The 25,719-nt window shown below is 29.6% G+C and carries 27 protein-coding genes; 10 read left to right on the forward strand and 17 right to left on the reverse strand.

Annotated elements, in window-relative coordinates:
- Positions 1-18 precede the first annotated feature (18 nt).
- Together B8063_RS01590 and B8063_RS01595 are read left to right on the forward strand one after the other, a co-directional pair.
- Positions 19-1,233, forward strand: coding sequence for an NADP-dependent isocitrate dehydrogenase (locus tag B8063_RS01590; RefSeq protein WP_085068815.1), 1,215 nt, complete (start codon positions 19-21; stop codon positions 1,231-1,233).
- Positions 1,234-2,217, forward strand: coding sequence for a glycosyltransferase family 9 protein (locus tag B8063_RS01595; RefSeq protein WP_085068817.1), 984 nt, complete (start codon positions 1,234-1,236; stop codon positions 2,215-2,217).
- Here the strand turns inward: B8063_RS01595 and alaS are convergent.
- The 7 genes from alaS to B8063_RS01630 form a co-directional block, all read right to left on the reverse strand.
- The gene (gene alaS, locus B8063_RS01600) at positions 2,214-4,877 is read right to left on the reverse strand and encodes an alanine--tRNA ligase (RefSeq protein WP_085068819.1); all 2,664 of its coding nucleotides are present in this window, start codon (positions 4,875-4,877) and stop codon (positions 2,214-2,216) included. The two genes, B8063_RS01595 and alaS, sit on opposite strands and share 4 nt — an antisense overlap.
- A 97-nt stretch (positions 4,878-4,974) precedes the next feature.
- Complete coding sequence (recA, locus tag B8063_RS01605; protein ID WP_085068822.1) at positions 4,975-6,096, reverse strand: recombinase RecA; 1,122 nt, start codon at positions 6,094-6,096, stop codon at positions 4,975-4,977.
- A gap of 105 nt (positions 6,097-6,201) precedes the next feature.
- Positions 6,202-7,494 (reverse strand): TolC family outer membrane protein, encoded by a 1,293-nt coding sequence (locus B8063_RS01610; RefSeq protein WP_085068824.1) that lies wholly within the window; start codon positions 7,492-7,494, stop codon positions 6,202-6,204.
- Positions 7,495-8,424, reverse strand: a complete 930-nt coding sequence (locus tag B8063_RS01615) for a uridine kinase (protein ID WP_085068826.1) — start codon at positions 8,422-8,424, stop codon at positions 7,495-7,497.
- Positions 8,425-8,429: 5 nt separating this feature from the next.
- The gene (locus B8063_RS01620; protein ID WP_085068828.1) at positions 8,430-8,798 is read right to left on the reverse strand and encodes a GFA family protein; all 369 of its coding nucleotides are present in this window, start codon (positions 8,796-8,798) and stop codon (positions 8,430-8,432) included.
- A 1-nt stretch (position 8,799) separates the two neighbouring features.
- Positions 8,800-9,177: a GFA family protein gene (locus B8063_RS01625; RefSeq protein ID WP_085068830.1), complete on the reverse strand. Its 378-nt coding sequence runs from the start codon at positions 9,175-9,177 to the stop codon at positions 8,800-8,802.
- 5 nt (positions 9,178-9,182) lie between these two features.
- The gene (locus B8063_RS01630; RefSeq protein WP_085068832.1) at positions 9,183-9,656 is read right to left on the reverse strand and encodes a GFA family protein; all 474 of its coding nucleotides are present in this window, start codon (positions 9,654-9,656) and stop codon (positions 9,183-9,185) included.
- Between the two features lie 167 nt (positions 9,657-9,823).
- On the opposite strand from B8063_RS01630, the gene B8063_RS01635 reads away from it, so the two are divergent.
- Both B8063_RS01635 and B8063_RS01640 read left to right on the forward strand, forming a co-directional pair.
- Entirely contained in the window at positions 9,824-10,219 is a 396-nt protein-coding gene (locus B8063_RS01635) for a LexA family protein (RefSeq protein ID WP_085068835.1), read from the forward strand.
- Complete coding sequence (locus B8063_RS01640; RefSeq protein WP_085068837.1) at positions 10,197-11,474, forward strand: Y-family DNA polymerase; 1,278 nt, start codon at positions 10,197-10,199, stop codon at positions 11,472-11,474. Before B8063_RS01635 ends, B8063_RS01640 begins: the two co-directional genes overlap by 23 nt.
- 43 nt (positions 11,475-11,517) lie before the next feature.
- On the opposite strand, the gene B8063_RS01645 is transcribed toward B8063_RS01640, so the two are convergent.
- Positions 11,518-12,387, reverse strand: coding sequence for a glycosyltransferase family 2 protein (locus tag B8063_RS01645; RefSeq protein ID WP_085068839.1), 870 nt, complete (start codon positions 12,385-12,387; stop codon positions 11,518-11,520).
- Positions 12,384-13,778, reverse strand: a complete 1,395-nt coding sequence (locus tag B8063_RS01650) for a glycosyltransferase family 39 protein (RefSeq protein ID WP_085068841.1) — start codon at positions 13,776-13,778, stop codon at positions 12,384-12,386. The genes B8063_RS01645 and B8063_RS01650 overlap by 4 nt, the downstream gene beginning before the upstream one ends.
- Before the next feature lie 46 nt (positions 13,779-13,824).
- Between B8063_RS01650 and dksA the strand changes: the two genes are divergently transcribed.
- Positions 13,825-14,274, forward strand: a complete 450-nt coding sequence (gene dksA / locus B8063_RS01655) for an RNA polymerase-binding protein DksA (protein WP_085068843.1) — start codon at positions 13,825-13,827, stop codon at positions 14,272-14,274.
- On the opposite strand, the gene B8063_RS01660 is transcribed toward dksA, so the two are convergent.
- From B8063_RS01660 to B8063_RS01675, 4 genes are all read right to left on the reverse strand, one after another.
- The gene (locus B8063_RS01660; RefSeq protein ID WP_085068845.1) at positions 14,271-14,900 is read right to left on the reverse strand and encodes a glutathione S-transferase family protein; all 630 of its coding nucleotides are present in this window, start codon (positions 14,898-14,900) and stop codon (positions 14,271-14,273) included. The genes dksA and B8063_RS01660 overlap by 4 nt on opposite strands.
- Positions 14,893-15,912 (reverse strand): NAD(P)/FAD-dependent oxidoreductase, encoded by a 1,020-nt coding sequence (locus tag B8063_RS01665; protein WP_085068847.1) that lies wholly within the window; start codon positions 15,910-15,912, stop codon positions 14,893-14,895. Before B8063_RS01665 ends, B8063_RS01660 begins: the two co-directional genes overlap by 8 nt.
- On the reverse strand, positions 15,912-16,232 hold the full coding sequence (locus tag B8063_RS01670; protein WP_085068849.1) for a 2Fe-2S iron-sulfur cluster-binding protein: 321 nt from the start codon (positions 16,230-16,232) through the stop codon (positions 15,912-15,914). The genes B8063_RS01665 and B8063_RS01670 overlap by 1 nt, the downstream gene beginning before the upstream one ends.
- A 79-nt stretch (positions 16,233-16,311) precedes the next feature.
- The gene (locus B8063_RS01675) at positions 16,312-17,082 is read right to left on the reverse strand and encodes a bacteriorhodopsin-like (RefSeq protein WP_085068854.1); all 771 of its coding nucleotides are present in this window, start codon (positions 17,080-17,082) and stop codon (positions 16,312-16,314) included.
- 213 nt (positions 17,083-17,295) lie between these two features.
- Between B8063_RS01675 and B8063_RS01680 the strand changes: the two genes are divergently transcribed.
- Genes B8063_RS01680 through B8063_RS01690 form a run of 3 tightly spaced genes read left to right on the forward strand, consistent with a single transcriptional unit; the run spans position 17,296 to position 20,016 of the window.
- Positions 17,296-19,191 carry a propionyl-CoA synthetase gene (locus B8063_RS01680; protein WP_085068856.1) on the forward strand — a complete coding sequence of 632 codons (1,896 nt, stop codon included), beginning with the start codon at positions 17,296-17,298 and terminating at the stop codon, positions 19,189-19,191.
- Complete coding sequence (locus B8063_RS01685; RefSeq protein ID WP_082256614.1) at positions 19,191-19,523, forward strand: DMT family transporter; 333 nt, start codon at positions 19,191-19,193, stop codon at positions 19,521-19,523. Before B8063_RS01680 ends, B8063_RS01685 begins: the two co-directional genes overlap by 1 nt.
- 10 nt (positions 19,524-19,533) lie before the next feature.
- Positions 19,534-20,016, forward strand: coding sequence for a type II secretion system protein (locus B8063_RS01690; protein WP_082256615.1), 483 nt, complete (start codon positions 19,534-19,536; stop codon positions 20,014-20,016).
- A gap of 1 nt (position 20,017) precedes the next feature.
- Here the strand turns inward: B8063_RS01690 and B8063_RS01695 are convergent, their stop codons facing one another.
- Positions 20,018-20,272, reverse strand: coding sequence for a hypothetical protein (locus B8063_RS01695; protein ID WP_085068858.1), 255 nt, complete (start codon positions 20,270-20,272; stop codon positions 20,018-20,020).
- A 2-nt stretch (positions 20,273-20,274) separates the two neighbouring features.
- Positions 20,275-21,585, reverse strand: coding sequence for a dihydroorotase (locus B8063_RS01700; protein WP_085068860.1), 1,311 nt, complete (start codon positions 21,583-21,585; stop codon positions 20,275-20,277).
- A gap of 43 nt (positions 21,586-21,628) precedes the next feature.
- Between B8063_RS01700 and ygfZ the strand changes: the two genes are divergently transcribed.
- Positions 21,629-22,519, forward strand: coding sequence for a CAF17-like 4Fe-4S cluster assembly/insertion protein YgfZ (gene ygfZ, locus B8063_RS01705; protein WP_085070843.1), 891 nt, complete (start codon positions 21,629-21,631; stop codon positions 22,517-22,519).
- Here the strand turns inward: ygfZ and B8063_RS01710 are convergent.
- The gene (locus B8063_RS01710; protein ID WP_085068862.1) at positions 22,512-22,883 is read right to left on the reverse strand and encodes a nucleoside triphosphate pyrophosphohydrolase family protein; all 372 of its coding nucleotides are present in this window, start codon (positions 22,881-22,883) and stop codon (positions 22,512-22,514) included. The genes ygfZ and B8063_RS01710 overlap by 8 nt on opposite strands.
- 61 nt (positions 22,884-22,944) lie before the next feature.
- Between B8063_RS01710 and fumC the strand changes: the two genes are divergently transcribed.
- Positions 22,945-24,333: a class II fumarate hydratase gene (gene fumC, locus B8063_RS01715; protein WP_085068864.1), complete on the forward strand. Its 1,389-nt coding sequence runs from the start codon at positions 22,945-22,947 to the stop codon at positions 24,331-24,333.
- Here the strand turns inward: fumC and B8063_RS01720 are convergent.
- Positions 24,330-25,697, reverse strand: a complete 1,368-nt coding sequence (locus tag B8063_RS01720; protein ID WP_085068866.1) for a hypothetical protein — start codon at positions 25,695-25,697, stop codon at positions 24,330-24,332. The genes fumC and B8063_RS01720 overlap by 4 nt on opposite strands.
- Between the last annotated feature and the right edge of the window lie 22 nt (positions 25,698-25,719).

A 25,719-nucleotide genomic window follows, 5' to 3' on the forward strand; every position in this document is an offset into this window, starting at 1 on the left:
ATAAGATACATCAAAAAAATGAGTAAAATTAAGGTAAAAAATCCAGTTGTTGAATTGGATGGTGATGAAATGACCAGAGTGATCTGGGAGTTTATCAAGAATAAATTAATTCTCCCATATCTTGATTTGGGAATTGAATATTACGACCTTGGTATGAAAAGTAGAGATGATACGGATGATCAAATTACTATTGATTGTGCAAATGCAATTAAAAAAAATGGTGTTGGAATAAAGTGTGCAACAATAACTCCAGATGAAGCAAGAGTTAAAGAATTTAGTCTCAAAAAAATGTGGAGATCTCCAAATGGGACTATAAGAAATATTATTGGAGGAACAGTTTTTAGAGAACCAATTATTTGTAAAAATATTCCAAAGCTAGTTCCATCTTGGACTGATCCATTAATAATAGGCAGACATGCTTTCGGGGATCAATATAGGGCAACAGATTTTGTAGTACCTGGCAAAGGTAAGCTTGAAGTCAAATGGACTGCTGAGGATGGTAGTGATGAAAAAAAATATGAAGTATTCAATTTCCCAGGTCCAGGAATTGCACTTTCAATGTATAATTTAGATAAATCGATAGAAGATTTCGCAAGGTCTTGTTTCAATTATGGATTAATTAAAAAATGGCCTGTTTATCTATCAACGAAAAATACAATTTTAAAAAAATATGATGGAAGATTTAAAGATATTTTTCAGAAAGTTTACGAGCATGAGTTTAAATCTGAGTTTGAAAAAAACCATATTATTTATGAACATAGATTAATCGATGACATGGTTGCTTGTGCGATGAAATGGAGTGGTAAATACATTTGGGCTTGTAAAAATTATGATGGTGATGTTCAATCTGATACTGTGGCACAAGGATATGGTTCTCTAGGACTTATGACAAGTGTACTGTTAGCACCTGATGGAAAAACTATGGAAGCAGAAGCTGCCCACGGAACAGTTACTCGTCATTTTAGAATGCATCAGCAAGGAAAAGAAACTTCAACAAATCCAATTGCCTCGATTTTTGCATGGACTAGAGGACTGGCGCATAGAGGAAAATTAGATAACAATGAAGAGCTTATTAAATTTGCTCAAAGTTTAGAGACTGTATGTATTGATGCTGTAGAACAAGGTCATATGACTAAAGATTTGGCCATATTGATCGGTCCAGCAAATAAATACTTAACTACAAATCAGTTTTTAGAAGTAATAAAATCAAATTTAGAAAAAAAACTAAATTAATTGGATAATTTAAATAATATTCTTTTTATTAACACTGGGGGAGGTATAGGCGATGCGCTCACTTCCGTACCAACGCTCAATTATATAAATGACAACCTTAAGCCTAAAAACCTGTATTATTTTTCAACTGATTTAGGAAATTTTTGGTTTGATACAAAACTTCAGGAATATAGGCCTGATAATTTAATTACTGTTAAAAATTTTCCAGAACACTTTGGGTTTCGAGATCATCATATAAAAGTATCTAAAGACGTTATTAAAAATTTTGAATTTGATGAATTTGACTTAATAATTGATAACCAGACAAGATTTAAAAATACTTTAATTTATAGAAAAATACCTCATAAATATTATGTTTCTCCATGCTTAAACTATTTGATGAGCAAGCCTATTACATTTATGAGAAAGAGAGAAATTTTTGCAAATAGAATAATTGATTATTTTAATAAAATTAAAAAATTAAACATAAAACCAAATTATAAGATTTCAATCCCAAACAATTTTATTAACGAAGCAAAAAAATTAATACCTAATGAAAATTATGTTGGCTTTTCAATTACAGCAGGTCATCCAACACGAATTAAAGAAATAAATTATGAAGAAATTATTAAGGTTGCTAATTATTTTTCAGATAAATTTATTCCTACTTTTTTTATTGAGAACAAATTTCAGGAATTAATCGCAAAAATAAAGCAAAAAGTAAAAAAAGCTTATTTTCCAGAAGATCAATCGAGTGCAGAATTTAAAAAACCAATGCTTGTTACAGCTCTTGGATCATTAACTAAATTTAATATAACTATTGATAATGGTATTTCACATATGCTTTCTTTTTCAGATAATAAAAATTATATTTTCTTCAATAATTCATCAAAAAAATTTCAACCTTTGAATGACAATAGTTTTATCTATGACTGTAGTTTAAATAATACTTCTATAGATAAGTTAACTAGTGAAAAAATAATTGAGTTTATTGAAAAAAATTAAATTATCTCTTTTAGTTTACTTATAGCTTCATCAATTTTACCTGGATCAGTACCGCCAGCTTGAGCGAAATCTTTTCTACCCCCACCACCTTTGCCACCAATTATTTCAGAACCTAATTTTGCAAATTTTACCGCGTCATATTTTTCAATCAGATTATCTGTGATGCCAACTGCTAAACCTACTTTGTCATCCTTGTTAGCAAATACGATTACAATACCTTCTGCTAATTCTTTTTTTCCATTATCCACCAATTTTCTCAAATCTTTTGGTGGCAATCCATCAACCTTTTGTAATCTTATTTTTATTCCATTTATAGTCTCATCATTAATTACATTTTTGTTTTTGTCTTCCAAAATTGATTTAACACTTAATAGTTCAAGTTGTTTGGAAAGATCTTTTATTAAACCTTTTTGATCTTTATTACTTAAATCTGGTTTTCCTCCTGCTTTAATGATTTTTTCTGAAATCTCTTTTATAGTTTGTTCATCCTTTTGAGCTGATAAATCAGATAATTTTTCTTTATTTTTTAAATAATCATCTAGTTGTTTGTCTCTTAAAGCCTCAACTCTTCTTACACCTGCTGCAATTGAGGATTGGCTCACAATTTTGAATTTTCCTATATCCCCAGTATTTCTTACATGAGTTCCACCACATAACTCTGTTGAAAAATATTTATCTTTTTCACTTCCCATTGATAAAACTCTCACTTCATCACCATATTTTTCACCAAACAAAGCTAATGCTCCATTATTTACTGCTTCTTTAGGTGTCATTATCCTTGTTTTAACCTCAGATTTATTACTAACCATTGAATTTACGTATGTTTCTATCTTCTCTATTTCGTCGCTAGAAATTGGTTTCATATGGCTAAAATCAAACCTTAATCTGTCAGGCTCAACTAATGAGCCTTTTTGAGTAACATGTGTGCCTAAAACTCTTCTTAAAGACTCGTGCAATAAATGTGTTGCTGAATGATACGCTCTTACATTATCTCGCCTTTCAATATCTATTTTCATCTCCACATTTTCATTATTTTTAATTGATCCTTTTTTAACTTTTCCATAGTGAACAAATAAATCTCCAAGTTTTTTTTGTACATCTTCAACTTCAAAAACAAATTCACCTGAAATAATTTCTCCTTTGTCACCAACTTGTCCACCCGACTCTCCGTAAAAAGGAGTTTGATTGATAATAATCATTGCCTCATCACCAGAGTTAATCTGATCTACTTCTTTATTATCTTTTAATAATGAAAGCACTACTCCTTCAGCTTGATTTGTTTCATAACCTAAAAATTCTGTTGCGCCTAACTTTTCTCTTATTCCAAACCAAATATCATCAACAGCACTATCTCCGGAACCTTTCCAATTTTTTTTTGCAAGCTCTCTACTTTCTTGCATTAAAGTATTAAATTTATCGTTATCAATTGTTAAAGATTTACTTTTTAAAATATCTTGGGTTAAATCTAATGGGAAACCATAAGTGTCATATAATTTGAAAGCAACTTCACCAGGTAAAACTTTGTCAATTTTTGAAATTTCCTCATTTAAAATTTTTATTCCCCTATCAAGAAGTACTAAAAATTTTTCTTCCTCCATCTTTAATGTTTCACGAATTAAAGACTCTGCTCTTTCAATTTCAGGATAATTTCCTTTCATCTCATCCATCAAAGTTTTAAAAATATTATAAAAAATTGGTTCTTTTGATCCGAGTAAATGAGAATGTCTCATACCTCTTCTCATAATTCTTCTTAGGACATATCCTCTTCCTTCGTTTGATGGAAGTACGCCTTCTGCAATTAAAAAAGAACTTGCTCTTAGGTGGTCTGCAATAACTCTAAAGCTTGATAAATTATTTTCGTTCGGTTTTACTTTTACAGCTTCTGAGGTTGAATTTATTAATTTTTTAAAATGATCTGTTTCATAATTATCATGTGTGCCTTGAAGTAAAGCTGCTATCCTCTCTAATCCCATTCCTGTATCAACAGATGGTTTTGGTAAATTAATTCGTTTATCTTTTGAAACTTGTTCAAACTGCATAAAGACTAAGTTCCAAATTTCAATAAATCTATCCCCATCCTCTTCTTTAGTTCCGGGAAGGCCACCATATAAATGATCCCCATGATCATAAAAAATTTCAGAGCAAGGGCCGCATGGGCCAGTTTCTCCCATCGACCAAAAGTTATCTGATGTTGCAATCCTTATTATTTTATCGTCGCTAAAACCCGCGATTTTCTTCCAAAAATTAAAGGCTTCATCATCTTCATGAAAAACAGTTACATAAAGTCTATCTTTATCTAATCCAAAATCTTTAGTGATTAAGTTCCATGCAAGTTCAATTGCTTTTTCTTTAAAATAGTCTCCAAAAGAAAAATTACCAAGCATTTCGAAAAATGTGTGGTGTCTTGGCGTGTAACCAACATTTTCTAAATCATTATGTTTACCACCTGCTCTCACACATTTCTGAGAGGTAGTTGCCCTTTGATAATCTCTTCTTTCTAAACCTGTGAAAACATTTTTAAACTGAACCATTCCTGAGTTTGCAAACATCAAAGTAGGATCATTGTTTGGTACTAAGTTTGAAGACTCAACTATCCTGTGATCATTTTTCTCAAAATAATCTAGGAAAGTAGTTCTGATCTCATTTAAGGTTTTTGCCATATTTTTTAAAATACAGCATTTTTGAATGTTGTCTACACCTTGGAAGGGAAAAAAGGCGCTCTTTCAAGCGCCTTTTTAATAACTAAAAGTTATTCTGCTAATTTTTTTTAGTAGGAACTTCTTCTTTTGTTTCTGCCTCTACTTTATCGTCGTTCAAAGGATTGCCTTCGATTTTCTTTGAAATAACACCAGCTTTTTCTCTAATTGCCATTTCAATTTCAGCAGCAGCTGTTGGATTTTGTTCAAGATAAACTTTTGCGTTTTCTCTACCTTGACCAATCTTTTCACCTTTGTAAGCGTACCAGGCGCCAGACTTCTCAACGATATCTGCCTTGGCACCTAGATCGATTAGTTCCCCTACTTTACTAATTCCTTTTCCATACATCAAATCAAACTCAACAACTTTAAAAGGTGGTGCAACTTTATTCTTAACCACTTTAACTCTTGTTGTATTTCCAATGATATTATCTTTATCTTTGATAGCTCCAATTCTTCTAATATCCATTCTAACTGATGAATAGAATTTTAAAGAATTACCACCTGATGTAGTTTCTGGGCTTCCAAACATAACACCTATTTTCATTCTAATTTGGTTAATAAATATAACCATTGTGTTAGTTCTAGAAATTGAACCAGTTAATTTTCTCAATGCTTGAGACATTAATCTTGCTTGAAGACCAACATGAGTATCACCCATATCTCCTTCTATTTCTGCTCTTGGAGTTAATGCTGCAACAGAGTCGACAACAAGAACTGACATTGAGCCAGATTTAATTAATGTGTCAGTAATTTCTAAAGCTTGTTCGCCAGTATCAGGTTGAGAAATTAATAATTCCTCTGTGTTTACACCTAGTTTCTTTGCATAAACTGGGTCTAGTGCATGCTCTGCATCTACAAATCCACAAATACCACCAGCTTTTTGTGCTTCAGCAACTACTTGTAATGCTAATGTTGTTTTTCCAGAAGACTCTGGTCCATAAATTTCAATAATTCTTCCTTTTGGAAGTCCACCAATTCCAAGTGCAAGATCTAAGCTTAAAGACCCTGTTGAAATTGACTCAACATCCATAGCTTTTTGTTCGCCAAGTCTCATTACAGAACCTTTTCCGAAGTTATCTGTAATTTGGCTAATTGCTGCGTCTAATGCTTTATTTTTCTCTTTATTTTCCAATTCTTTATCTTTTGTGGATTTCACCACTTTTAGGTTATTTTTCGTCATTTTTTGCCTCTTTTTTTACGTTTTTTAACAGTCGAATCATGAAATAAATGTACACATTTTGTTCTCATTCGCAATATATAAATTATAATTCTTTAAAAAGGCTGATTATTTAAGGTTTAAATACTCTTTGTTTAAAAGCCCTGCAGCTTTAAGAAGGCTATATTGAGATAGAAGATAATTTCTCTCTGAGTTAGCTAAAGATATTTGGGCAGATAGAAGTAGCGAATTAGACTGGATTACATCTAATGTTGTTCTAGAGCCTCTCTCATATTCAGCAGAGATACCTTCAAATGCTATATTAGCTGCTCTTACTTGTGCTCGAACAGAATTTAAAAATCCTTTAGAGGCCTCTAGACTTGACCATGCACTTGCAACATTCGTTTCATTAGTTTTAATTGTGTCTTCTAGTAATAATCTTTTTCTATAATTTAAATTTGAATCTTTTTTAACTTTAGAACGTTTTTTTCCACCTGAATAAAACGGCCAATTAACAGTTGCTTTTAAAACGTCCTTTTCTCTTTCATCATAAGTAGTACTAAGATCATAATTATAAGATCTCTCTAAAGATAAACTTGCTGTTGGACTTAAATCTGATTTTGAAATTTCTATATCTTTTTCTGATTGAATTAATTCTAGCTCTGCAATTTTTATATCTGGATTATTTTCTTTAGAAAGTGAAACTGCTTTTGATAAATTTTCAGGAATTTTAACAATTGAATTTGAAGATTTTTTTAATTTACTTGGGTCATCAATATTTCCAATAATATTTTCATAGTTTAGTTTACTGATTAAAAGATCGCTTTTTGATTGTGTGAATTGTGCTTGAGCTCCTGCTAATGAAGATTCTGACTGTGATAAATCCGTAATTGTAATTTGTCCTCTATCCAGTCTTACTTTGTCAGTTTCTACTTGTCTTATAAGTAAATTTAAATTTCTTCTATTAATATTAAGTTTTTCCCTTGCAAGAATTAATCCAGTAAATGCATCTATAGCACTATATAAAATATCTTGTTCTTTTTTAACCAGTCTTGCTTTTGCAAGTTCAAGTCCAATAATATTTTTCTGATGAGTAAAATCCCTTCCTTGATCGAACAATTTTTGTTCCAATTTAATTGAGGAACTAAGTGGGTTTACATCATCAATACTTGTATCTGTTCCACCTTGAGTTGTTAACTCATTTGTATTTTCAAAACTTTTTGATCCACTTAAAGAAAGTGAAGGCATATAATCTGCCTTAGATATATTAATATCTTCTTCAGCAGCATTTATATTTTCTCTTTCGGCATTTAGTTGTGTATTATTTTTATAAGTATCATTTAGAGCCTGATATAAACTTATAGCATTTCCATTATTAAAAAATAAAGTAGATAATAAAAATGATAGAATAATTTTTTTCATTTATTTTTTGTATATTGCAGATTTTATTTGATGATCACTATTTAAATTAAAAATGATTGATGCATATTTTGGAGCAAATTTAAACATATTTTGGGTTACTCTTTGATAAGTTTGCATAAAACTTAGCACATCCTCTTTTGTCATAATTTTATTTTTAGTTTTCTTACTCTTATTCTTTAACCATAATTTTTTTTCTTGGATCAGTCTCCATTTTTGAAGCAAGGAAAAACTTTGAGCTTTTAAATATATTAAACAATCCAATTGGTCATATAATTTTTTATATTTTGATTTCAATTCATTATTTACATATTTTCTCCATATCAACTTGGTATCTTTTGATTTTTCCATAGAATTTATACTTTTTTTTAAGGTACTATTTTTCTCTGCTTTCGCACCAACGCACCAACCCTCAAATATAATTACATCTGGTCTTTTTTTTAAAGTGTACCATTGATTTTTTTTACATCTGTCATCAATGGCTTTATTGAATTTTGGTAACTTAAAAGGCTTAAAATTTCTACTTTTTGATTTTTTAAAAAAATCTAACATAATATTTATATCATGGGTGCCTGGAACACCTCTTGTCATCAATAAAGGATGAATTTTTTTTGAAAGGTTTAATCTTTCTTTTCTTGTTTTATAAAAATCATCGATTGAGATCTTAAAGACATTCAATTTAAAGTATTTTTTTAATATTATTTCTAATATTGAACTTGTTGTTGTTTTGCCAGTTCCTTGGCCGCCTACTAACCCTAAAAAAAAAGGATGTTTGCTTTTAGATTTTGATGATATCCAAAAACAAGCAGGAATTAAAAAAGATTTTAACATCTTTTCTTTTCCTTTAAATTTTTCTTTCGATGTTTCTTGAGATTTTATAAATTTAAAACAATCAATTTTTACCTTATCAAAACATTCACTTGCAGTGTTCATTGAATTTATTTTTTTTGGTCCATTGGATGATTTTGACCATCATTCAAACCGACATTTTCTAATTTAAACTGATCAATATCATCGATGCATCCCACATTTAATCCAAATGTATCTGGTCTACTTCTCATTTTATGATGTGTATAAATTCCACATTCTGAGCAAAAATAATGCTCTGCTACTTTGGTGTGATATTGGTAAAGTTTAAGTTTATCTTCACCTTTCTTAATTTTTACGTCTGTAATAGGAGCAAAGGTCATTATATATCCCTTTTTTTTACACAGTGTACAATTACATCTTAAAAATTTATTAAGTGCTCCTTCAGATTCTTTAATTTCAAGTTCAACCTCACCACAATGACATATTAATTTTTTCATTTTATTTCCTATCCTTTATATGATTTTGACCGTCATTAATAAATGTTTTAAATTTAAATAATTCATTCACATCTATATCGTCTATACAACCCATATTTATACCATAAGTATTAGGATCACTTCTTCTTTGATTATGTGTTTGAATTCCACATTCTGAGCAAAAATGGTGCTTAGCAACTTTAGTATTGAATTGATAAACTTTAATTTTATTCTCTCCTTTAATAACTTTTAAATCTTTTTTTTCAATCGTAGCAACCATAGTTCCTTTTCTTTTACACATTGAACAATTGCATCTTTTAAGTTTATCAATGTCATCATTAAGATTGACCTGTATTTCTACTGCTCCACAATGACATGTTAATTTTTTTAAAGACAACATTTTTATTAATTCATTTTTTCATTTAATCTTTTTAAACTTTCCTCAGACCAAGTTTTATCCCTGTCATATATTTCATCATGACAAATATTTTTATTAACTATATCAATCCAAGGGTCTTTGTCCTTAACAAAAATATGTGCATCAGGAGTAATGGGGTTTTCTAAAGTAGCTGTTCTAACAGCAATCCTTCCACCCTTACCAGATGAAATATTGTATTGACAGTAAACATAAACACCACAAATTACACAAAAGTAAGCTCTCATTCCTTTACCACTCCCTGTAGGCAGTTCCGTAGATGAAACATTGCCATCAACACTAAAGTCATCTTCAAATACCATTGTGTGAATTACAAATGATGATCCTGTTGATTTTTTACAATCTTTACAGTGACAAGCTTGCGTTATGAGAGGTTTATCTTTGATTTGATATGTTACTTTCCCACAACCACAACTGCCTTTTAATGTTTTAAAACTTTCCATTTTGTTTTTAATAAACTACTTGTTGTTAAAGTTTTCCACAACCATACAAAATCTAGTTTGAATGTTCTCGTTTTGATTCACTTTTGATTCACTTACAGACTCAAAATACAACCTATTTGACACTATTCTGAAACTTATGTATTAATTAGAACAAAATAAGAACATTTATGAAGCTAACTGTACCCTACTATTTACATAAGGCTGGCGCGGGTTTTCCATCGCCTGCAACAGACTATATCGAGGAAGATATCGATTTAAATGTGCATTTGATCAAAAATGTTCCAGCAACTTTCATCATTAGAGTTCAGGGAAAATCTATGGTGGACGTTGGGATAAACGATGGAGATTTATTAGTTGTTGATAAAAGCTTAACACCAAAAAACTTTTCAACTGTTATTGCAAATGTTCATGACGAACTTGTTGTTAAAACTTTAGTTCAAGAGAGAGATAAAAAATTTCTAACATCTGGATCTAAAGAATTTACGGACAGAATTTTAATTAATGAAGAACAAGATGTTTTTATATGGGGAGTAGTAACTTATGTCATCCACTCAGTATTCTAAAAAAATAGCATTAGTTGATTGTAATTCTTTCTATGTATCTTGTGAAAGATTATTTAATCCAAGAATTAGAAAAAAACCTGTTGTTGTTTTATCCAACAATGATGGTTGTATTATTTCAAGATCTAACGAAGCAAAAGCTTTAGGGATTAAAATGGGTGAACCTTATTTTAAAGCAAGAGATATTATTTTGAAAAATAAAGTAGAAGTATTTTCATCAAATTATTCATTATACGGAGATTTATCTAGAAGGGTAATGAGAACCCTTAAAAGGTTTAATTCTGATATTGAAGTTTATTCAATTGATGAGGCATTCATGGATTTATCAAATTATACAGATACAGAGGTTGAAAGTGTAGGAAGAGAAATCAGACAAACAGTTTTAAAATGGACTGGAATTCCAACCAGTATTGGAATTGCTAAAACAAAAACCTTGAGTAAAGTTGCAAATCATATTGCAAAAAAAAAACAGTCAGGTGTTACAAGCTTAATAGGTATTGAAAATCTAGATCCAATCTTAGAGAAAGTTGAAATTAATGATGTTTGGGGTGTTGGTAGACAACTCACAAAATTTTATCAAAAAAATGGAATTTACAATGCAAAACAACTCAAAAATAAATCAAATACATGGATAAAAAAAAGCTCAAATGTTTTAAGCTCAAGAACTGCAATGGAGCTTAGAGGAGTTCCCTGTATTGATATTGAGATTACTCAAACTAAAAGAAAAAGTTGTGTTGTATCAAGATCTTTTGGAAAAAGAATTGAGACTTTTCAAGAATTAAAAGAAGCTGTTGCAAATTATTGTTTAAACGCATCTGAAAAAATTAGATCAGAGTCTTTAGTTGCAAAAGCAATTACAGTATTTGTTAGAACTAGTCCTTTTCAAAGAAACTTTGGATATTATTCAAACTCAAAGACGGTTGATTTCCCAATTGCAACAAACAATAGTATTGAAACAGTTAAAACTGCTGTTGCAAGCTTAGAAAGTATATTTAAAAACGGTTATCGTTATCAAAAAGCAGGTGTAATGCTTACAGGATTGTCAAATGCAGATGGTAAGAAGAATTTGTTCTCATCTGAAAAGGATGAAAAGATTAATAGTTTAATGCGATCTATGGATAATACAAATTATAGATATGGTAGAGCAACTCTAAGTCTTGCAAGTGCTGGTGTTCATAAAAAATGGAATATGAGAAGACAATATTCTTCTAAAATAGATACTGCTGATTTTTATTCCTTACCAAAAATAAGGATATAAATGCTAATGGCACTATCATATAAAAATTAGGGATAAATATTTTTTATTTAGTATCAATATTATCAATATTCGATAGAGCCTGATCAAATTCGTCCATATTTTCTCTTAAAGCTAAGCTAGAGATTGAATAGATCATAAATAGTAACAGCAAAAGTGGCATTGAGGTTAAAATTGAGGCATTGCTCTTAATTAAAAGTATGTAAACAACAATAAATAAGGCAGATCGAATTAAAACTGTTCTTCTGAATACGCTAATTATTGAAAGAGAGTGTTTTATTAAATTAAAAAAACTCATTTTTGATGGTCCAAAATATCTTTCACCTCTTATTGAGGGAATTTCTATCAAATCTTTTTCAAGTTTAGTTAATGATCCAGAAAAACTGTTCCAGGTTGCTTTTTCATTTATCATTTTTTCGACTGTTGATTTTGGAAGACATGTGAAATTTCCAAACTTAATTGACTTTCCAGTAAAAGTGAAAGTAATAAGTTTATGTAATTCGTAACAAATTTTAAATATTAATTTTTCTGTTCTCTTTACCCTTTTTCCTACTATAGGTTTGTTGGTAAAATTTTTAATTTGGTTTGTGAACTCTATTATTTCTTCAGGTCTGTCTTCACCATCACCATCCATTGGAATAATATAGTCATATTCTTGTTTCTCATGAATATATTTTAAACCAGTTGCAATGCATCTTGCGTGCCCTCTATTCTCTTTCATATTAATGATTTTAATATTTTTAAAACTATCTATATTTTCTAAATTTATATTTTGCTGATTACTTGATGCATCATTAATAACTATTGTTGAAAACTCTGCTTCAATATCTTTGATACAAAAATTTATTTCTTTAATAAGTTCAGAAACAGACTCCCAATCATTATATATTGGAATTAAAATATAAATTTTTGTCATCTATTTTTCACACCGATCATACAAAAACCTTGTTTTTTAATTTTACCAAAATCACCCGGACAAATTTCTTTTAAAATATCTGCATTACCAGTATAAATTATACCACCATCCGGATCGAGTTCATGAGTTTTTCCTTTAATTGTTTCATACCAGATAGGTCTTGTGGAAATATGATAAGATAAGTTTCCTGCGTGCCATTCATCTCCAACTACATATTTGATTTCATTCACAAAGTTTTTTTCCCATCTTCTCTCTACTAATTCTGCAATTTCTTTACCTGGATAATCCGTCCTTTTATTATCTTTTGATAAAGAAACATATCCATATAAAGCTGGAGATAGAAAAAATAGAAATAAAAATGATATTAAAAAAATATTAATCTTTTTAAAATTTATTTGAGATTGAAAAATATAAATAAACAAAACACCCCAAAATAAATAAAAAGGGGTCATCCACATTGTTCTTATTTTGGATCCTAAAATCAAAGATGAAACTATCATTAAAAAAATTGGAATTAAATTTATTGCTAATAAAAAAATAAGCTTCTTATCTTTAAAATTTAGTTTTAATTTAATTTTTTTTACTAAAGTCCATAATAAGACAAAAAATGGTATTAAAATCGCTACCTGCTTAACTACAAAAATAATTGGATATTTTAAATGATCCATAAAGCTAGCTTCTTCAACGCCTGTTCTGGATAAACCATATTTTATAGTAACATAGTCATTATTAAATAACCAAATTAGGTGCGGAATTAGAATAATTATAAATGCCTCAAAAGTAATCAGGTATTTGAAATCAAACTTTCTTTGTTTTTTAATAAATATTAAATAAATAAACAGAAGATCTATTGAAATTAACAGATAAATAAAAAGGTATTTTGAAAGAAATCCAAAACCAGCAAACAATCCAACCAAAAGGCAATCAATAAAATTTATTTTATTATTTTTGTATATTTTCCAAGAATAATAAACAGTCAATGACCAAAACGGTAATTGACAAACATTTACATTAAATTCTGGGGTGGTAAAATTGTAAAAGTAAATCGACTCTATTATTAAAACAGAAAATAAACCTAAAATTTTATTATCAAATATTTCAATAGAAAATTTATAAATTATAAAAAAACTTATAATTACAAAAATTTGACTTAAAAAATAATATGTCCAATCTTGTGGACCAAACATTTGATAAAAAAATTCAAGAAATACTGCAACTAAAGGTGGATGTTTATCAAAACCCCAATCTAAATTACTTCCCCACGCCAAATGTTCAATAGTATCTAATGGGAGATTATGATTTGTAAACGTTGGAATGAGTGTCCAAATTATTAGATGAGATGTAATAAATATGTAAAATAAATTATTTAAATTCTTTTTATTTAAAGCCATTTTTTACAATCTATACAATTAAACCTTCCTTGACACCCCAATATTCATGAATATATTCACGAAATTCAAAAAACTAAGTATGGTAAAGATCTCTAAAACTTACGTTCCAAAAGAAACTGAAAAATATATGTGTGCTAAGCATTTAGCGTATTTTAAATTAAAATTAAATGAATGGAAAAAAGATCTAAAAAGATCAAATAATGAGGCAATTGCACAAGCATCTATGGATGATAACAGTGCATCAGCAGATATTGTTGATCAGGCAAGCTCCTATACAGAAAAAAACGTAGAAATGAGAGCAATTAATAGACAGATCAAACTTATAACAAAAATTGATGGAGCTCTTAAAAAAATACAAGATGGAACATATGGCTTTTGCGAAGATACAGGAGAGCCAATTGGTTTAAAAAGATTAATGGCAAGACCAGTTGCAACTTTATGCATAGCTGCACAGGAAAAGCATGAAAAAGATGAAAAAGTTTATGCTGACGATTAAGGCTTAGGTATTTCAGAATTTTTATCTAAAAATTTATAACCTTTAACTACCGCTGGTCGATCGGCAATACGAATATACCAATCACAAAGATTATCATAATTTTTTAAACCTATGTCATGCCATTGATGTCTTGCTATCCATGGCCAAGTTGCAATATCAGCTATAGAATAATTTTCTCCTGCAAGATAATTATTTTTTGATAAATGATTTTCTAACACTTCATATACTTTTTTGGTCATTTCAAAATATCTCTTTTCACCAACTTCACTTAATCCTTTATTAAATTTATAAAAGAAGTGATATTGGCCAATAAAAGGACCGATTGACCCCATTTGAGCCATAAGCCATTGATCAATTTTAAGTTTATTTTCTTTTTCATAAAATTTTCCACTCTTTTCAGCAAGGTAAATTAAAATAGCACCAGACTCGAACACGCTTTCTTTATTGTTTGAATGATCAATGATGGCTGGTATTTTTGAAAAAGGGCTTATTTTTTTAAAATCTTCTTTGAATTGATCTCCTTTAGATAAATCCATTTTTTTAACTACATATTCAAAACCTATTTCCTCAAGCATAATGCTTATCTTTTTTCCGTTAGGTGTATCAGATGAGAAGAGATCAATCATTTTTTAGACCAAGTCTATTTTGAACTGCTTTAGAAGTTGTGGTGAATTCAAAACGTAACTTTTCATCTGGTCTAGCATATTTAAAACATCCTCTTGCTGCCAAGGCTCCTTCATGAAAACCTGAAAGAATTAATTTTAATTTTCCTGGATACGTACAGATATCTCCTATTGCAAATATTCCTTGTTTATTTGTTTCAAATGTCTCAGTGTTTACAGGAATAGTTTTTTTATCAATATTTAAACCCCAATCTAAAATTGGTCCAAGCTGCATTATTAAACCAAAAAAACCTAATACATAATCAGCAGATATCAATTTTGAATTTCCATCATCATCTTTAATTTCAACAGACTCTAGCTTTCCATTTCCTTTGACATCTTTTATGGAGTATTTGGTAAAAATTTCCAATTTATTATTTTTTTGTAATTCTTTAATTTTATCAACACTTGATTGAGCTCCTCTAAATTCATCTCTTCTATGAATTAAAGTAACTTTTGATGATTTTGATAATTCAAGTGCCCAATCTAAAGCACTGTCGCCTCCACCAAAAATTACAACGGATTTGTCTTTGAAAATTGTTTTATCTTTAATTGAATAGAGAACAGTTTTTCCATCAAATTTATCTGCACTTTTTGTTGGAAATTTTCTTGGTTCGAATGAACCTACTCCACCTGCAATTACAATATTTGGTGTTAAAAATTCTTTTCCATTTAACGTTTTAACTCTCCAATTCTCTTTTTCTTTTTTAATTTCTTGAACTCTGTCACTTAAGTGAAAGTTAATATTAAATGGTTTTATTTGCTCGATTAAATTATTTGTTAGCTCTTCGCCAGTACATTCTGGGATTGCGGGAATATCATAAATTGGTTTATCTGGATAAAGTTCTATACATTGTCCACCAATTTTATCTAAGTTATCAACTATCTCACATTTTAATCCAATGATACCTAATTGATGTGCACAAAAAAGACCTGTGGGTCCAGCTCCAATTATTAATGCATCAGTTTTAATCATTAAACTTGTTTCTCCGGTAAATGTATTACCAAGCCATTTAATTCATCTGAAACTGTTATTTGACAGCTCAATCTACTATTTGCTTTTGGTTCATATGCTTGGTCTAACATATCATCTTCACCAGTTTCTTTATTTGGTAATTTTGGAAACCAATCTTCTTTCACATAAACATGACAAGTTGCACAAGCCATACTCCCACCGCAGTCTGCATCAATTCCTGGAATATCATTTTGAACAGCGCCTTCCATTACTGTCAAACCGTTTGCAACGTCTATTTCGTGTTTTTGACCACCATGCTCTATGTATGTGACTTTTGCCATATCTTTTATATAATTATGCAAAAAAAAAGGGCAAGTGTGTGAAACACACTCGCCCCAATATTTTTAAAGCTTTAAGCTATTATTTTGCTCTAGCTCCACTTTGTGAAACTGCAGCAGACCAGATTACTAGTCCAAATGCAATTTTGTTTATGAAGTCAGCTAAGTTGTAAATCACGTTTAGTGAGTTAGCGTCAACTCCACCTACTAGATATCCAAAAACATATCCTAGTGGGTAAATTGCCCAACCTACTGTTACGATCATTCTCATAGCACCCCATGCAGTAGCTAATGGCTTATTACCAGACTTAGCTGCTAATTTACCAGCCTCACCTGAGAATACTTCATATAAGATGTAGATCCATCCAGCCATACCGATAATGAAACCAAGCATTGCATTGATGTAACCTGCTTCTCCCATGTATCCACCAATTAACATAACTAGTGAACCAATTAGCAATCTCCAGAAGATAGCTCCTGGGATTTTTCTTACTGCTGCTAGAATTAAGTAAAATTCTATCATCTGTAACGGTACAGTAATTAACCAGTCAATATATCTGTACACAGTTGGTGAGTCTCCAGTCATTACCCATACTTCTCTCATGTACATGTAATGCACGAATGCTACACCAGTTACTAGTCCAGCTACAGTTACTGACGTTTTCCAGCCAGGATGCACTGTTCCTCTTTCCATAAAGAAGAATACAGTTGCAGCTGCCATACCCATTGCGATTATCCAAAAAGATATCCCAACGAAGTCATCAGATGCTAGAAGGACTGTTTCTGCGTTTGCTGCACCTGAAAAGCCTAAGAAAGCTACAGTTGCAAGAGCAAACAATTTAAGTTTTTTCATAAAAAACTCCCTCTCAGTTAGTTTTTTTTTAGTTTAAATTTAAACTACGGTCCGACTCGAAAGTCTTTCCAAAGTTAGGGCTACATAGCAAATATAGGGGGTTAATAGAAGACTTTTTGACCTCTAAAAAGTATTGATTTTACTTACTTTTTAAAATTAAATACAACCAAACGCGTAAAATATCAATAAAATGACACATCTAAACAAATCACAGTGAAAAAAGATTTAAGCGCAATTTATAATCAATCTATAGAAAATCCTGAGGAATTTTGGGGTGAAGTTGCTGATGATGTGTTTTGGTTCAAAAAACCAACAAAAATTTTAAACAAATCTAAGCCGCCTTTCTATAAATGGTTTGAGGATGGCACAACAAATACCTGCTACAATGCACTTGATCTTCACATTGATAATGGAAAAGGAGAAAAGACAGCATTAATTTATGATAGCCCAATAACTGGCAACAAAGCAAAGTTCACCTATAACCAACTTAAGGACAAAGTATCAAAATTTGCGGGCGCTCTAGACAGTCAAGGAGTTAAAAAAGGAGACAGAGTTATAATTTACATGCCAATGATACCAGAAGCTGTAATTGCTATGCTGGCTTGTGGAAGAATTGGCGCTATTCATTCAGTTGTTTTTGGTGGATTTGCCTCAAACGAGCTTGCTAGTAGAATTGATGATAGTCAGGCAAATTTATTAATTACTGCATCTTGTGGTTTTGAACCTGGAAGAACTGTAGAGTACAGACCATTAGTTGATGAAGCTTTAAAACTATCAAAACATAAAATTAAAAAACTAATTTTATTTCAAAGAAAAGATCACGAAGTAAAACTAAACTCACCTTTGGAGATTAGTTGGGATGAGGCATTATCAAATGCAAAAGATAAAGATTGTGTTGAGATGGGTGCAAATGAGTATGCTTATATTTTATATACATCTGGCACAACTGGTGTTCCAAAAGGAATAGTTAGGGATATTGGTGGGCACATCGTTGCTTTAAAATGGACAATGAAAAATATTTATAACATCAATGAAGATGATGTTTGGTGGTCAGCAAGTGATATTGGTTGGATTGTTGGTCATTCATATATTGTATATGCGCCACTTTTTAAAGGATGCACCACTGTATTGTTTGAAGGTAAACCCGTTGGCACTCCAGATGCAGGTGTTTTTTGGAGGGTGATTTCTGAACACAAAATTAAATCTTTATTTACAGCTCCAACTGCATTTAGAGCGATTAAAAAAGAAGATCCAGATGGAAAGTTTTTTTCAAAATATGATTTAAGCTCTTTCGAGTCGCTTTTCCTTGCAGGAGAAAGAGCAGATCCAGATACGATTAAATGGGCGGAGAATTTATTAAATGTTCCAGTAATTGATCATTGGTGGCAAACTGAAACTAGTTGGGCAATTAGTTCAAATTGTACAGGAATTGAAATGCAAAAAACTAAATATGGTTCAGCTTGTAAAGCGGTACCTGGGTATGATGTAAAAATTATAAAACCTGATCAGACAATTGCAAAACCAAATGAAATGGGAGACATTGTAGTTAAACTTCCACTTCCTCCAGGAACTTTTCCAACTTTATGGAATGCTGATAAAAGATATGAAGAAAATTATATGAGTAATTATAAAGGTTACTATCAAACTTATGACGCTGGTCATATTGATGACGATGGATATATTTGGATTATGTCTAGGACTGACGACATTATTAATGTTGCAGGCCATAGACTATCAACAGGTGCAATAGAGGAAGTTTTATCTGAACATCAATCTGTTGCTGAATGCGCAGTGATAGGAATTAAAGATCAGCTTAAAGGTCAATTACCAGTAGGATTAATTGCTTTGAAAGCTGGAGTTACAAAAGATAATGAGACTATTTCAAAAGAATGTATTCAATTAGTAAGAGATAAGGTTGGCCCAGTTGCTGCGTTTAAAATTGCTATAGTTGTAAAAAGATTACCAAAAACAAGGTCTGGTAAGGTTTTAAGAGGCACCATGAGAAAAATTGCTGATAAGGAAGATTATAAAATGCCAGCAACTATTGATGATCCAGCAATTCTAGATGAGATTAAGGAAAGTTTAATAGAAAATAAAATTTTGAATTAGTGATCAAAACATATCTTTTTTTGGTGGGAGCTATTATTTGTGAAGTCTGTGGAACAATGTTGCTGCCTGTTACTCAAAACTTTACCAAGATAACTCCAACAGTCTTTTTGGCAATTTTCTATTTATCAGCTTTTTATTTGCTTACTTTTGTTATGGATAAATTGCCAATTGCAATAGTTTATGGGACATGGAGCGGTTTAGGAATTTTCACAATAGCAGTATTAGGATATATTTTTTTTAAACAAACATTAAGTTGGCAGGCAATACTTGGTATGTTTTTAATTGTGATAGGTGTTACACTAGTAAATATATACTCAGCTAAAACAATTTAATTTCAATATTATGAAAAATAAAGGTTTTACATTAATTGAATTATTAGTTGTTGTTGCAATTATTGGAATATTAGCGGCTGTAGGAGTTGTTGCTTATAATGGATATACATCTGGAGCAAAAAAAAATTCCTTATTAAGTAGACAAAAATTAGCTGTGAAATTTTTAATGTCTGAATTTCAAAAATGCAATATTGGGCAAGAGCTTTATTTAAACAACAGTACTACATTCGATCAATGTATAAGAGTTTTAAATCCAACTAATACTACAACAAAAAATTTAGCTAAATCAATAATAAGTCATTTTAATAATATAAATGATTGGAAAAATATTTATGATATTCAAAAAGCAGGTGCTGTTGAAGGCAATAAAAAAAATTGTGAAAAGGGCGCAGTTTGCGTTGGAGGTTACGTTGCAAATCAAATATTAATAGTAATAAATTATGATGATAATCAATCAAATTATATTTCTACAGTAATAGAAATGGATTACTAAATTAATCATGAATTGAAAAATATTTTAATTTCAAATATTCTTCAAATTCCTCTTCCGTCATTTCATCTGATCCAATTCCAAAAACTCCGGTATCATCAAACTTTTTTGCTTTTTTGAAAACTTGTTCTTTTGAAATCATTCCTTCTTTTATTAAAAAAATTTGATTATCGATTATGGTTCTTTGCTTATCGCTTACTCCAGCTATTGAAAAAAGTGTTAAAAATAAAAGAAAGACTATTTTAAGAAATCGTTTCACTTTTACTCAAATTTTAAAGGAACTCCCTCAGGATCACCAATTATATTGCCATCTTTCATTTTAATTTTTCCATTAATAATTGTTGCGACAGGTGTTCCTTTAAATTTGTATCCATTAAATGGTGACCAACCACACTTACTTTCAATTTTTTCATTTTGTATCTCAATTATTTTGTTCATATCAACAATTGTAAAATCTGCGTCATAATCTTTTCTGATAAAGCCTTTATTTTGAATTCCAAAAATTTTAACTGGGTTTTCACACAAAAGATTCATAAGTTGGTTTAAGGTTAATTTTCCATCATTTACATGATTTAGCATTACAGGTAACAATGTTTGTACACCTGGCATTCCTGATGGTGAATTTGGATATTCTTTATCTTTATTTGTTTTTAGATGTGGAGCATGGTCGGATCCAATGGTGTCATTAAAATTGTTTCTAACCCCATACCACAATCTGTCGTAATGTGATTTATCTCTTAAAGGAGGATTCATTTGAGCATAAGTACCAAGTTTGTCATAACAATCAGGGGCATACAGTGTTAAATGTTGGGGTGTTATTTCAAATGTAATATTGCCTTTGTGTTGAGATAAAAAATCTACTTCCTCTTTAGTTGTTATATGAAGGATGTGTGCTTTTTTATCATATCTTTCAGCAATTCTTACAATTCTTCTTGTTGAAGATAAAGCACACTCAACACTTCTCCATACTGGATGTGTATGAACATCTCCATTTTTAATAAGTTTTTTATTTGTATTTAATATTGCTTCATCTTCAGAATGCACTGCAACAACTTTAGAACTATTTTGAAAAACCTTGTCAATGTCATCTTCCTCGGCAACTAATAAGTTTCCAGTCGAAGATCCTGCAAATAATTTTATCCCACAGCACCCTTCTAATGTTTTTAAACTTGCTAAATCATCAGCGTTATCAGCTGTTGCACCAAAATAAAAAGCATAGTTGCAGTACATTTTATTTTTTGCAAGATCCAGTTTTCTTTGAAATTCTTTCTTATTTGAAGTTGGTGGATTTGTATTTGGCATTTCAAATACACCTGTGATGCCTCCAACAATTGCCGCTCTACTTCCTGAATGAAGATCTTCAGTATCTGTAGATCCTGGCTCTCTAAAATGAACTTGTGTATCTAAACATCCAGGTAAAACAGTTAGATTGTTTGCATCATAAATATCCTTACTTTTTTCATGTTCAAGATTTCCAATATGAGAAATTTTACTGTTTGATACACCAATATCTGTTTTAGTAAGATTTCCATCTATATAGCAGGATCCATTTTTTATGATTAAATCTAACATTTTTCACAAAAGTTATTATATTAATATATTAGATCATTCAATTATGAAAAAAAATAATGTGTATATTTTAGAAGATAGAGGTTTACTTTATGTAAGCGGATATGATGTAAAAGAATTTCTTCAAAACATTATCACGAATGATATTGATGCAGTATCAGAAAATAATTCGTGTTTTGCTGGTTTGTTAAGTCCTCAAGGAAAATACTTATATGACTTTATAGTTGTAAAGCATAAGTCAGGTTATTTTTTAGATTGTGAAAAAAAAATTATAGATGAACTATATAAGCAATTAACGATATATAAATTAAGATCTAAAGTTGATATTTTGAATCTTAGTAATGAATTTGTTGTTGCAGCACTTCATAAAGATAAATTTCTAGAACTAGGAAACTCTAAAGATCAAAATGGATATACAACTAAATTTAGAGAGGACACTATATTATTAGATCCAAGGCATAATGAATTGGGCGCTAGACTAATTATTAATCTTGAAAAGTTATATCTTTCTTTGAAAAAATTAAATTTACAATCATCAAATGTTGAAGAATATTATGACTTAAGTCATTCTCTAGGAGTTCCTCAAATAGATACAAAAAAGCTACAAAATAAATTATTTGGTATTGAATGTAATTTTGAGGAATTAAGAGGAATAGATTTTAAGAAAGGTTGTTATGTTGGACAGGAGAATACAGCTAGAATTAAACATAAAAATAAATTGAGTAAAAGAATACTTCCTCTTACACTTTTAGAAGGAAATATAGATAATGAAATCCTTAAAGTAAATAATACTGAAATTGGAAAAGTTTTAATTAATAATAGTAAACCTTTTGCACTAATTAAAATAAAAGAAAAAGAATTTGAATTTGATAAGGAGCTTAACTGCGAAAATGCTAAAGTCCTATTTAAAAAACCCCAATGGTTAAGTATTATTTAACAAATTTTGACAAATCTGGTTTAAAATAATTAGGTCCCTTCATTACTTTTCCGGCTTCATTATAAATTGGTTTTCCATCAACTCCTAATTTGCTCATATTAGAGTTTTGGACTTCTTCAAAACATTTATCTAAATCAATCCCAAAAGCTATGCCTGCCCCATAAGTCACATAAAGTATATCAGTAAGAGCATCAGCAACTTCTAATAGATCCTTATCGTCCATTGCTTGCTTTAATTCATCTAGTTCCTCTTTAATTAAATTATATCTTAAATCATTTATTTTTTCTGAACTAAAAGAAGGTTTTGATTTTACTTCTTGGCCAAATGTTTGCATAAATGTTTTTACCTTTTGAAAGTTAGTCATTTTACTCCTGTAAGATTATTAAATTCTAGTATATAAATAATTTGAAACTTTAATCAATTAAATGAAAACTAGAAAAGAATACGATAGCATTGGATCTATAAGTGTGCCTGATGATAAGTATTGGGGAGCATCTACCCAAAGATCAAATAAATATTTTAATATTGGAAAAATACTAGTTGATCTATCTATAATTAAATCAATAGCAATAATTAAAAGATCTGCTGCAATAGTTCATAAAAAAGATAAATCGATATCAAGTAAAGTAGCTAGTGCAATAATTAAAGCTTCAAATGAGGTTATTGCTGGAAAGTTAGATCAAAATTTCCCCTTAAAAGTTTGGCAAACAGGATCTGGAACTCAAACAAATATGAATGTAAATGAAGTTATTGCTAATAGAGCAATCCAAATTCTTAAAGGTAAAAAAGGATCAAAAAAACCTGTTCACCCAAATGATCATGTAAATAAATCTCAATCTACAAATGATGTTTTTCCTACTGCTATGCATATTTCAATAGCAAAAGAAACAATTGGAAAGTTAATTCCAAACTTAAAAATTTTAGAAAATTCTTTAAGGAGAAAGTCTGTTGAATTTAAGAAAATTGTTAAAATTGGAAGAACACATCTACAAGATGCAACGCCACTTACTCTAGGCCAAGAATTTTCTGGATACCATCAGCAAATAAAAAAGAGTTTGGATAGAATAAAATATTGTCTTAATGACATTCTTTTTTTAGCGCAAGGTGGCACTGCAGTAGGAACAGGAATAAATACAAAAAAAAATTTTGATAAAAAAATAGTTAAAGAGATAGGAAGATTTTGTAAGATCAAGTTTAAAACTGCACCAAATAAATTCTCTGAACTTGCTGCACATGATGCAATAGTTAATTTTTCAGGATCTTTAAATACCTGTGCTGTTGCTTTGATGAAAATTTCCAACGACATAAGATTTTTAGGTTCAGGACCAAGAGCAGGTTATGGTGAATTAATTTTGCCAGAAAATGAACCTGGCTCATCAATTATGCCTGGCAAAGTAAATCCTACACAATGCGAAGCTGTAACAATGGTATGTGCTAAAGTAATTGGAAATCATACAGGAATTACAGTTGCTGGTTCTCATGGACATTTTGAACTAAACGTTTTTAAACCTTTAATTGCACACAATATTCTTCAGTCTATTGATATTATTGCAGACAGCGTAAAAAACTTTAGTTTGTTTTGTGTGAATGGAATTAAAGCGGATAAATTAAAGATTAAAGAACACTTAGAAAATTCTTTAATGCTTGTAACAGCACTCGCCCCAAAGATTGGTTATGATAATGCTGCTAAAATTGCAAAAAAAGCTTTAAAGAATAGAACAAAACTTAAATACGAGACTTTAAAAACAGGACTTATTAATGAAAAGGAGTATGATCATATTGTAAATCCTTTTATAATGACCAAACCAAGTTAGTTTAAAATATCTCTCAGAGTAGATTTGAGAACTAACATATTGTTAGTTTTAATTATCTCCTCTAATAGATTTTGAGAGTTTTTATCATTAATAAATATATTTGATAAAAACATATCCCCTGTATCTATATTTCTAATAAAATCAAAATATACTTTTTCAATATTTTTAATTTTTTTAAAATTAAGTTGAAATTTTCGAGCTAATTCTTTGTGGTTATTAATACTAAGAATATTGCTAGTCTCAAAAAAAAGCTCACCTTCTTTAATTAGATAATTATAAGAAGATTTAATTATGCCTATTTTATCCATCTCAAAAAACGAGTTTAGGGGTTTAATTTGCCCTTCATTGATAAGTAGTGAAATTTTTCCATTGCTTAATATTTTACTATCTAAATTTGATAATGATAGTTTCAATTCTCCATTTAAATTTTCTAACAATTTTTTATCAGCATTAGAAATTGAATTTAATATGTAATCAGTCATAAAACTTATTTTTTTTTCTTCAAATATTATTTCTCCATCAAAATAAAATGGGTTGAGTTCTATTATTGAGTTGAATTTAATTTTTTGATTATTTTTTTTTTCCGGTGAGTTAATTTCAATTATAGAATCTTTATAATTATAATTTAATGAGATATTTTCATTCAAAAAATCAATTGAACTACTGCCTTTAAACTCTTTTTTATTTTCATATTTAAATAAATTTTTTATATATATGTTTGGGTTTTTAAAATTTAATTCATTTAATGATGATTTGGGTTCGTTATAGTTTCTTTTCCAATTAGATTTAAATTCAATATCAAATATAGATCCTTTTAATTGAAGCTCCTTTGTTGTAAAATTTTCGTTTATCTGGTAATTAACTTTTTTAATTGGCGCAATTAAGATTACATTATTTTTATTATCATTTAAAAATAATTTTATTTTAGAAATATTTATTGGTTTATTAATTTTATAATAGAGATGATTTCTAATATCATTAATATCACTTATTTTAAGATTTAAATTAATATTTTGAAACTTTATATCAGTAATAATCATATTTTTTTTTGAATAAATCTTATTACTTGGTATAAAAAGTTTTAGGTTTTCTACCTCTGTAATTGCAGATTTTTCATCTTCTAAATTAAAGTCGAGATTCGCTTTTTTAATTAATAAATGCGGTCTTGGAAGTACCCTGAAAGAAATATTATCTAAAATTTTTAGACTAATCTTAAAATCTGAAAAAAATTTATTTTCTATTTCATTTTGTATACTTTTATAATTAAAAAAAACTGGTAATGATAAAAATATAATTATTGTAAAAACTACAATAATTGATGACAAAATAATTGTGGGAGAGTCTATTTTTTTTCTTTTCCTCATAAAATTTAATATGGCTTATACT

Source organism: Candidatus Pelagibacter sp. RS40, assembly GCF_002101295.1.
Classification (GTDB): Bacteria; Pseudomonadota; Alphaproteobacteria; order Pelagibacterales; family Pelagibacteraceae; genus Pelagibacter.

Bases quoted from the DNA above. Each gene is read 5' to 3' on its own strand.
- B8063_RS01610 (WP_085068824.1), bottom strand. From the start codon at position 7,494: ATGAAAAAAATTATTCTATCATTTTTATTATCTACTTTATTTTTTAAT.
- B8063_RS01710 (WP_085068862.1), bottom strand. From the start codon at position 22,883: ATGACTAACTTTCAAAAGGTAAAAACATTTATGCAAACATTTGGCCAA.
- dksA (WP_085068843.1), top strand. From the start codon at position 13,825: ATGAATATATTCACGAAATTCAAAAAACTAAGTATGGTAAAGATCTCT.
- recA (WP_085068822.1), bottom strand. From the start codon at position 6,096: ATGACGAAAAATAACCTAAAAGTGGTGAAATCCACAAAAGATAAAGAA.
- B8063_RS01590 (WP_085068815.1), top strand. From the start codon at position 19: ATGAGTAAAATTAAGGTAAAAAATCCAGTTGTTGAATTGGATGGTGAT.
- B8063_RS01630 (WP_085068832.1), bottom strand. From the start codon at position 9,656: ATGGAAAGTTTTAAAACATTAAAAGGCAGTTGTGGTTGTGGGAAAGTA.
- B8063_RS01645 (WP_085068839.1), bottom strand. From the start codon at position 12,387: ATGACAAAAATTTATATTTTAATTCCAATATATAATGATTGGGAGTCT.
- B8063_RS01670 (WP_085068849.1), bottom strand. From the start codon at position 16,232: ATGGCAAAAGTCACATACATAGAGCATGGTGGTCAAAAACACGAAATA.
- alaS (WP_085068819.1), bottom strand. From the start codon at position 4,877: ATGGCAAAAACCTTAAATGAGATCAGAACTACTTTCCTAGATTATTTT.
- ygfZ (WP_085070843.1), top strand. From the start codon at position 21,629: ATGAAAAAAAATAATGTGTATATTTTAGAAGATAGAGGTTTACTTTAT.
- B8063_RS01625 (WP_085068830.1), bottom strand. From the start codon at position 9,177: ATGTTGTCTTTAAAAAAATTAACATGTCATTGTGGAGCAGTAGAAATA.
- B8063_RS01700 (WP_085068860.1), bottom strand. From the start codon at position 21,585: ATGTTAGATTTAATCATAAAAAATGGATCCTGCTATATAGATGGAAAT.
- B8063_RS01640 (WP_085068837.1), top strand. From the start codon at position 10,197: ATGTCATCCACTCAGTATTCTAAAAAAATAGCATTAGTTGATTGTAAT.
- B8063_RS01675 (WP_085068854.1), bottom strand. From the start codon at position 17,082: ATGAAAAAACTTAAATTGTTTGCTCTTGCAACTGTAGCTTTCTTAGGC.
- B8063_RS01720 (WP_085068866.1), bottom strand. From the start codon at position 25,697: ATGAGGAAAAGAAAAAAAATAGACTCTCCCACAATTATTTTGTCATCA.
- B8063_RS01620 (WP_085068828.1), bottom strand. From the start codon at position 8,798: ATGAAAAAATTAATATGTCATTGTGGTGAGGTTGAACTTGAAATTAAA.
- fumC (WP_085068864.1), top strand. From the start codon at position 22,945: ATGAAAACTAGAAAAGAATACGATAGCATTGGATCTATAAGTGTGCCT.
- B8063_RS01650 (WP_085068841.1), bottom strand. From the start codon at position 13,778: ATGGCTTTAAATAAAAAGAATTTAAATAATTTATTTTACATATTTATT.
- B8063_RS01635 (WP_085068835.1), top strand. From the start codon at position 9,824: ATGAAGCTAACTGTACCCTACTATTTACATAAGGCTGGCGCGGGTTTT.
- B8063_RS01665 (WP_085068847.1), bottom strand. From the start codon at position 15,912: ATGATTAAAACTGATGCATTAATAATTGGAGCTGGACCCACAGGTCTT.
- B8063_RS01615 (WP_085068826.1), bottom strand. From the start codon at position 8,424: ATGAACACTGCAAGTGAATGTTTTGATAAGGTAAAAATTGATTGTTTT.
- B8063_RS01690 (WP_082256615.1), top strand. From the start codon at position 19,534: ATGAAAAATAAAGGTTTTACATTAATTGAATTATTAGTTGTTGTTGCA.
- B8063_RS01660 (WP_085068845.1), bottom strand. From the start codon at position 14,900: ATGATTGATCTCTTCTCATCTGATACACCTAACGGAAAAAAGATAAGC.